Raw genomic sequence first — 4,351 nt, 5'->3', positions numbered from 1 at the left:
GCGGCGGTGGCGGCCGGCGTCGTGGTCGGCGCCTTCCTCATCAAGCTGACCGGCTGGCAGTGGATCGACCCGACGATCAGCCTGCTGATCAACGCGACCATCATCCTCGGCACCTGGCACCTGCTCTACGAGTCGCTGTGCATGTCGCTGGCCGGCGTGCCGCGCTCCGTCAGCCAGACCACGGTGCGCGCCTATCTTGCCGGGCTGCCCGGTGTCGACGCCGTCCACGACCTCCACATCTGGGCGATGAGCACCAGCGAAACCGCGCTGACCGTACATCTGGTGATGCGCGCCGGGCATCCCGGCGACGCTTTTTTGATGCAGACGTGCAAGACGCTGCGCGAGACTCACGGCATCGGCCACGCGACCATGCAGGTCGAGACGGACGACACCACCGTTTGCGCGCTGGCGCCGGCGCACGTGGTTTAGGCCGGGGCTCCCACGATCGAGTCGATGAGCGTTTCGCGCTCGCGGCGGCTCGGCGCGATCTTCGCCAGTGTCGCGGCCAGAACCGCAGGGGGTGCGGTCTCCGGGCGGCCGGCGTCGAAGGGCGGCGCCGGGGCGTATTCCAGGCTGAGCTGGACGATCTGGGCCGCTTCGTCCCCCATGAGTTCGGTGGCGAGGGTCAGCGCGAAATCGATCCCCGCGGTGACCCCTCCACCCGTCAAAATGGCGCCATCGCGCACGACGCGGCCCTCTGTCGGGATGGCGCCGAACCGCGCTAGCAGGTCGTGGACGCCCCAGTGCGTCGTCGCCCGCTTGCCGACGAGCAGCCCCGCGGCGCCGAGCACCAGCGCGCCGGTACAGACGGAGGTGATGTAGCGCGCCGTCTCGGCCTGTTCGCGGAGGAAGGCGAGGATCACGTCGTCGCGCAGCAGCGCATTGATGCCGAGGCCGCCCGGCACGCAGATCACGTCGAGTTTTGGGCAATCCGCCAGCGTCATCGTCGGCTGCAGCGTCAGGCCCGTCACCGAGCGCACCGGCTCGAGTGTTTTGGCGACGAGATGGACTGATGTTCCCGGCAGCGACGCGAACACCTCGTAGGGCGCGGTGAGATCGAGCTGCTGGATGTCGGGGAAGAGGAGAAGGCCGATCTGCAAGGTCATCATACAATCCTTTCGCTGGACAACGACAGCATAGAGGGGCATTTATTGGCCGAAATGCCAAAAACACCTCGGATTCCGCCTGTGATGATCCGGACCATCGAAATCCTGGCCTTTCCGTCCGTGCAATTGCTCGACATCGCCGGGCCGTTGCAGGTTTTTGCCTCCACGAACGATTTGTTTCGCGCGAAGGACGAAGTGCCACCTTATTGGCTGGCGGTGGTCGGCAATGCCGGCGGTGCCGTGGTCTCGTCGGCAGGCCTGGGTCTCGCGACCGAGCCGCTACCTGCGCCGGACGCGCCGCTCGACACGCTGATCATTCCCGGCGGTGCCGGGGCCCGGCCGGCCGCCGCCGATCCCGTCCTGCGCGACTGGATTTTTGCGCGCGCGAAAAACGCCCGGCGCGTCGCCTCGGTCTGCACCGGCGCCTATCTGCTGGCGGAGACGGGGCTGCTCGACGGGCGCCGGGCGGTGACCCACTGGACGCGCTGCGCCGACCTTGCCGAGCGTTTTCCTGCGATCACGGTCGAAGCCGATCCGATCTTCATCCAGGACGGGCCGATCTGGACCTCCGCCGGCATCACTGCCGGGATCGACCTCGCGCTGGCGCTGGTCGAGCAGGATCTCGGGCGGGCCACGGCACTGGCGGTGGCGCGGCATCTTGTGGTGTTCCTGAAGCGGCCGGGCGGCCAGGCGCAGTTCAGCACCACCCTGTCGCTGCAGGAGACGGACGCGCGCTTCGACGCGCTGCATGGCTGGATCGCCGATAATCTTGCCGCCGATCTGTCGGTCACGGCGCTGGCGGCCGAGGCCGGCATGAGCGAACGCAGTTTCGCCCGACACTATCGGCAGGCGACGGGCGTGACGCCGGCCCAGGCCGTCGAACGCTTCCGCGTCGAAGCCGCGCGAAGAATGCTGGCGGACACGCGCTGGCCGCTGAAACGGGTCGTCGCGCGCGCGGGCTTCGGCTCGGAGGAGACCATGCGCCGCAGTTTTTTGCGCCTGATCGCCACCGCGCCGCAGGACTATCGCCGGCGCTTCAGCGGCACCTTGGACGGGTCGACGGGGCCGGTGTCGCTCCGAACCTGATTGGCGGGGGCTACGCTTTTGCCGCGAAGTCGCATAAACCTGCAGGCATCGACCCGCCGCCGGAGTATTTCATGTCGCTTTTGCCACGCTCTTCCGGACCATCGGCACGCACCAGCCTCGCCGTCGGCCTTGCCGCAGCCGTGGTCTTCGCGTCGGCAGCGCTGGCGCAAACGCCGGTCGGCACCCAGCCGACGCTCCCACAGCCGATCGCCGCCCCCAAAGCCTCGCCCGTCGTCGACACGATCGCCGGGTCCCACCCGGCCCTCGAGGTCCACAGGATGCCGTCACATCATGCGGCGCGGCCGGTTCGCCGGCATTTTGCGCGCTACCATGATCGCGCTCCGATCGACGTCGAACGCCCGGCGCTCGCAGGCGTAGTGCTCGTCGAGCCGATCCCGCCGCGGGTCGCGGCACCCCGCCCGATGGTGCCGATGCCGGCCTATTTCGTCGACGGCATCGCCTCGGCCTTCACCACGCCGGCGCCGGCGGTGGTGTGCGAGCGGCGGCCGCGGGATCGCACGCTGCCCGATCCGCGCCTCTATCGCGAAGTGCCGCTCGAATGCGGTTACGACATCGACTGAGGGTCGGACTTAGATCGTGACCCCTCTACTGTGACGCGTCTTTGCGAGCGCAACATGGCAAGCCGCTGGCAGCACTGCTCTTTACTCAAATTTCGATCTAAGCAGCAGCATGCGGGCCGCCATGAGCATTAGTGTTTCGACCTGAAAAGTCGCGCTTGTCGCCGTGTTGACTTTGGTCTGTGAAAGTCTGGGCTTCTGCGGAGACAAAAGGAATTTTGAACCTAAAAGCCGTAAAACCGGCACTCCCTATTGCTACAACAAGCAAAGAAGTTGATATCACAGTAGCAGCAGTTTCACGTCCCGGCGGAGCAAAAACAACTAGCAAAGCAGCAACTATCAGGAAAAGCGCGGAAAGAGCAAAAAGCCCTAATTTCATAACAACTCTGCTACGAATATATGCCTGTGCTACTTCAGCTACCTTTAAAACACCTTCCGGGGTGTTCGCCGTCACGTTTAGCAAATTGCCACTTGGATCCCATATCATGGCTCAACTCCTAAATCGCAGCGGGTAATAGCAATCTTATCCGGAATGCAAACTCACTATGGAAAACAAGCTAAGTGACTTCAGAGTCGAGAGCAACTGCATAGCAATTAAGCCGACAGGGCCATGAAACAATCGTTTAGCCCGATTGGCCCCTCGATCCTTTTATGTGCCTAAATTGAAACTCGTTAGACCTTGTCGAGCGTTACATCATCCCGCCGGCAATCATAAAGCTGCGTCGTCCTGGTGGACGAATGGTTGGCCATGAGAGCCGCCTTCTCAAGCGTCCCTCCATTCTTAAGATAAGCCGTGACTCCGGTCGCTCTGAACGTATCGTTGCCGATCTTGGTCTTGATGCCTACCGCTTCGGCCTGGCGCGTCACCATCGCATAAGCGTCTCGCTGGTTCAGAGCGTTCTTGCTGAGCTGACCTGTGCCCCGCGCGATCGTCCGGAACACAGAGCTCCTTTGGTGTCGGATGCAAGGGCGCAACCACGTACGGCCGAGGCCGGGATTGAACGTTAGCACGCCGCCGGTCGCCAGCCAGTTGAACATCATGCGAATGGTCGCCAAGCTGAGTTTAGTTGAAGGCGTCGTTTGATGCCGGCCGAGATCCTGCACGTAGGTGGCTACGTGGAGCGAATAGACGTCGGCGATCGAGACGACCCCTGCCTGTTCAAGCCGGGCCAGGGGAAGCAGAGCGCGAAAAGGCGACGAGACGAGCCATCCTACAAACTCAATCCATGGCATTTCTTGTATTTTTTGCCACTGCCACAAAAGCATATGTCATTTCGACCCATAAATTTGCGAGCTATAGCGAAGGTTATCTCTACGTTTTTAGCCTCGATCGCTCTTAACCGTTGAAAGGTATCGTAATCTGTACTTACCGCTCCGACGCCGGGAATGCTGTCTTGCAGGTCGTCGTATTCTTCCTTGTTTGCGAAAAGCGCCTTTATCAATGGATCGGACTGAAGTGCTACGCGGTGATTGTGCCGCCGCACACCCTCGTTCTCAAAGTCATAAACAGCAGACTCATCGGCTAAGAGCCCGACTCAAAATTTACGTTTGAGCGGTCTGCTGCCTCGCGAGTCTTCGCAT

At 62.6% G+C, this 4,351-nt stretch carries 7 protein-coding genes; 3 read left to right on the top strand and 4 right to left on the bottom strand.

Translation table 11 applies throughout. The features are described 5' to 3' along the window. Positions 1-429: cation diffusion facilitator family transporter (locus GSQ79_RS19285; protein ID WP_158810291.1), on the top strand; the 429-nt coding region annotated here is incomplete at its 5' end. On the opposite strand, the gene GSQ79_RS19280 is transcribed toward GSQ79_RS19285, so the two are convergent. Beyond that, positions 426-1,106 (bottom strand): DJ-1/PfpI family protein, encoded by a 681-nt coding sequence (locus GSQ79_RS19280; RefSeq protein WP_158810290.1) that lies wholly within the window; start codon positions 1,104-1,106, stop codon positions 426-428. The two genes, GSQ79_RS19285 and GSQ79_RS19280, sit on opposite strands and share 4 nt — an antisense overlap. Positions 1,107-1,160: 54 nt before the next feature. Here GSQ79_RS19280 and GSQ79_RS19275 point away from each other — a divergent pair, with 54 nt between their 5' ends. Together GSQ79_RS19275 and GSQ79_RS19270 are read left to right on the top strand one after the other, a co-directional pair. Beyond that, a complete protein-coding gene (locus GSQ79_RS19275; protein WP_158810289.1) occupies positions 1,161-2,192 on the top strand; it encodes a GlxA family transcriptional regulator in 1,032 nt (343 codons plus the stop codon). Positions 2,193-2,263: 71 nt separating this feature from the next. Beyond that, positions 2,264-2,773 carry a hypothetical protein gene (locus GSQ79_RS19270; protein WP_158810288.1) on the top strand — a complete coding sequence of 170 codons (510 nt, stop codon included), beginning with the start codon at positions 2,264-2,266 and terminating at the stop codon, positions 2,771-2,773. A gap of 97 nt (positions 2,774-2,870) precedes the next feature. Here GSQ79_RS19270 and GSQ79_RS19265 read toward each other — a convergent pair whose 3' ends face one another. From GSQ79_RS19265 to GSQ79_RS30375, 3 genes are all read right to left on the bottom strand, one after another. Next, on the bottom strand, positions 2,871-3,257 hold the full coding sequence (locus GSQ79_RS19265; protein WP_158810287.1) for a hypothetical protein: 387 nt from the start codon (positions 3,255-3,257) through the stop codon (positions 2,871-2,873). Between the two features lie 185 nt (positions 3,258-3,442). After that, entirely contained in the window at positions 3,443-4,003 is a 561-nt protein-coding gene (locus GSQ79_RS19260) for a hypothetical protein (protein ID WP_368669957.1), read from the bottom strand. Further along, positions 3,982-4,053 (bottom strand): SEC-C metal-binding domain-containing protein, encoded by a 72-nt coding sequence (locus GSQ79_RS30375; RefSeq protein WP_368669956.1) that lies wholly within the window; start codon positions 4,051-4,053, stop codon positions 3,982-3,984. The genes GSQ79_RS19260 and GSQ79_RS30375 overlap by 22 nt, the downstream gene beginning before the upstream one ends. Positions 4,054-4,351 lie beyond the last annotated feature (298 nt).

Source organism: Beijerinckia sp. L45 (assembly GCF_009765775.1).
Classification (GTDB): Bacteria; Pseudomonadota; Alphaproteobacteria; order Rhizobiales; family Beijerinckiaceae; genus RH-AL1.
The sequence above is the reverse complement of the archived record's forward strand: the minus strand, read 5'-3'. Positions and strand labels throughout refer to the sequence as shown.

Bases quoted from the DNA above. Each gene is read 5' to 3' on its own strand.
- GSQ79_RS19260 (WP_368669957.1), bottom strand. From the start codon at position 4,003: ATGCCATGGATTGAGTTTGTAGGATGGCTCGTCTCGTCGCCTTTTCGC.
- GSQ79_RS19265 (WP_158810287.1), bottom strand. From the start codon at position 3,257: ATGATATGGGATCCAAGTGGCAATTTGCTAAACGTGACGGCGAACACC.
- GSQ79_RS19275 (WP_158810289.1), top strand. From the start codon at position 1,161: ATGCCAAAAACACCTCGGATTCCGCCTGTGATGATCCGGACCATCGAA.
- GSQ79_RS19280 (WP_158810290.1), bottom strand. From the start codon at position 1,106: ATGACCTTGCAGATCGGCCTTCTCCTCTTCCCCGACATCCAGCAGCTC.
- GSQ79_RS19270 (WP_158810288.1), top strand. From the start codon at position 2,264: ATGTCGCTTTTGCCACGCTCTTCCGGACCATCGGCACGCACCAGCCTC.